Origin of the sequence: Mesorhizobium sp. M0019, assembly GCF_040323975.1 — a bacterium.
In the GTDB taxonomy this organism is placed as follows: domain Bacteria; phylum Pseudomonadota; class Alphaproteobacteria; order Rhizobiales; family Rhizobiaceae; genus Mesorhizobium.
The window spans coordinates 1-2540 of sequence record NZ_JAMYVK010000116.1 but is presented as its reverse complement, the minus strand read 5'-3'; the positions used below and the strand labels follow the sequence as shown (position 1 = coordinate 2540).

The following is a 2540-nucleotide window of genomic DNA, read 5'->3' as shown; positions in this document are numbered from 1 at the left end:
CACCAAGACGGCGCAAAAACCAATCCGCCGCAGCAAGGATAGCTGCCATGCCCTAAGTTAGCGCTTATGGGGCGCTGTCCCGCCGGCATCTGCACCCTGCGAGCCGCCCCATCTAGACTCCATCGACGCTCCGGAAAATTTGAATTATTCTTCGCGCCGGGTCCCACCGCCGACCCCTCAGCCGAGATGGAAGATTTCGCTAGGGATTTGGCGGTATTGTGAGGGGCAATGTAGGATTTCGGCAGCCCCGTTCGTCCTCCGGACGAATGAACGCTGCGAACAGTTCGACAGCACAAGGCCGCGTAGGAGTATTTCATGGCGCCCAGGGCAAGTTGGAAAGGTTACCTCAAGCTCAGTCTGGTCAGCTGTCCGGTCCGGCTCTATCCGGCGACCAGCGCCAGCGAGCGCATCAGCTTCAACCAGCTGCACAAGAAGACGCACAACCGCATCAACATGAAGCCGGTCGACCCCGAACTCGGGCTGGTCGAGCGTTCAGACCTGGTCAAGGGCTACGAATACGAGGACAAGCAGTACATCATCATCGAGGACTCCGATCTCGATGCGGTACGCATCGAATCCAATCATACGATGAACATAGAGGCCTTTGTCGACGAGCATTCGGTCGACGTCATCTATCAGGACGCGCCCTATTACCTGGCGCCGGACGGCGCAATGGCCGAGGAGACCTTCGTCGTGCTGCGCGAAGCCATGCGCAAATCCGGCAAGCTGGCGATCGCCCGTCTGGTGCTGTCCAGCCGCGAGCGCGTGGTGTCGATCGGCGCGCGCGAGAACGGCATGTTCGTCTGCACCTTGAGGAATCCGAACGAAGTGCGTGGCACGGCTGAGTATTTCGGCAATATCCCGGCCGGAAACCCCGATCCCGAAATGCTGCAATTGGCCGAGGCGCTGATCAAGCAGAAGGAAACCACCTTCGATCCGAAGAATTACGAGGACCGCTACGAGATCGCGCTGATGGCGATGATCCGCGAGAAGCTGAAGGGCCATAAGCCGATCATCGCGGCGGCCCCCGAGCGCGGCAATGTCATCAATTTGATGGATGCGCTGAAGGCCAGCCTGTCCCAATCGGCCAAGCCGCCAGCCAAGTCGAAGAGCAAGGCCGATGAGGCGACGAAACCGGCAGCCAAAGCAAAGTCCGCCAAGGGCGGCGCCAAGGAAAACCCGCTCAAGGCCAATCTGCTGCAGGCCGTCGGTAAGAGCAAAGGGTGACGGCGCCCACTGGCACGATCTTCGGCACTATCGGCGCGCTCGCGGCGTTTCCGCTTCGCATGGCGGCGCGCGAGGTCGCGCGCCGGCAGGGCCAATTGCGGCGCGGAGTCACCAGACGGACCACCCATGTGGTATTCGGGCGGACGTTCCTCGCCAAGGCCGATGATGCCGAGATTGAGCGCCGCGTCGTCACCGAGCGCGCGGCCGGGCGCAAGCTGGTCAGCGAGAACGGCTTCCTGCGCCTGCTCGGCCTGATGAAAGCGCCGGAGGCTTCGGCGCTGTCGCGGCAGTCGCTGATCGACCAGTCGCGGCTGACCGGCGAGGATCTCGACCTTTTGTCGCTGTTCGATGCCTTCGAGCATGATTGCGAACCGTATTCCTTTCGCGACCTGATCCTCGCCCGCAAATATGCCGGGCTGGTTGCCGGCGGCGCCTCATGGGGGGCGATTGCGCGCTCGGTGCACCGGTCGGGCCCGGTCGCCTCGCTCACCGCCAAGTCGCTCGCCGTCGGCTCACAGCATGGGCGGGCCGACGCGATCTATCTCGAGGGCGGCCAGAGCGAACTCGACGGCCAGCTGCTGTTCGATCTGGGAACGCAGGATGACGACACGCTGGAAGAGCTGTTCGCCGATGCCGAGGCGGCGGAAGGGGCTGAAGACCACGAGCAGGCGGCCGCGCTCTACCAGCGCTGCCTGGCCATCGACCCAAGCGATGCCATCGCCGCCTTCAACCGCGCCAACTGCCTGCGCGCCGCCGGCCACGCGGCCGAGGCGGCGCACGACTATGCCCGCGCCATCAAGTGCGACCCCGGCTTCGTCGAGGCCTGGTTCAATCTTGCCGGGCTGATGAGCGAAGAGGGGCGGGTAGCCTCGGCGCGCCGCCATTTGCTGAAGGCGATCGCATTGGACGCTGATTATGCCGATGCGGTATTCAACCTTGCCAGGCTGGAGTTCGACGCCGGCAATCTCGCCGAGGCGCGGCGTCGCTGGGTGCGCTATCTCGAGCTCGACGCCAATTCCGAATGGGCGCGCACGGCCGCCAAGGGGATACAGTTCGTGGATTTGCAGCTGGCGCGGATGTCGGCGGGGTGAGGTAGTAGCGCCTCCTTCTCCCCTTGTGGGAGAAGGTGGATCGGCGCGCAGCGCCGAGACGGTTGAGGGGTGTTGGAAGAAATGAGGCGTCGGCGTTCCCTGGAACACCCCTCATCCGACCGAGCTTCGCTCGGCCACCTTCTCCCACAAGGGTGTTTGGACTGGGGACATCGCGAACAGATGTGCGAGGACATCGCGAACAGTTTTGCATGCTATCGCGCC

Annotated in this window: 2 protein-coding genes; both read left to right on the top strand. The window is 63.5% G+C overall.

Features of this window, described 5'->3' with window-relative positions:
• Positions 1–315: 315 nt before the first annotated feature.
• The gene (ku, locus tag NKK47_RS34840) at positions 316–1227 is read left to right on the top strand and encodes a non-homologous end joining protein Ku (RefSeq protein WP_352579903.1); all 912 of its coding nucleotides are present in this window, start codon (positions 316–318) and stop codon (positions 1225–1227) included.
• A gap of 59 nt (positions 1228–1286) precedes the next feature.
• Positions 1287–2318 (top strand): tetratricopeptide repeat protein, encoded by a 1032-nt coding sequence (locus NKK47_RS34835; RefSeq protein WP_352579905.1) that lies wholly within the window; start codon positions 1287–1289, stop codon positions 2316–2318.
• Positions 2319–2540 lie beyond the last annotated feature (222 nt).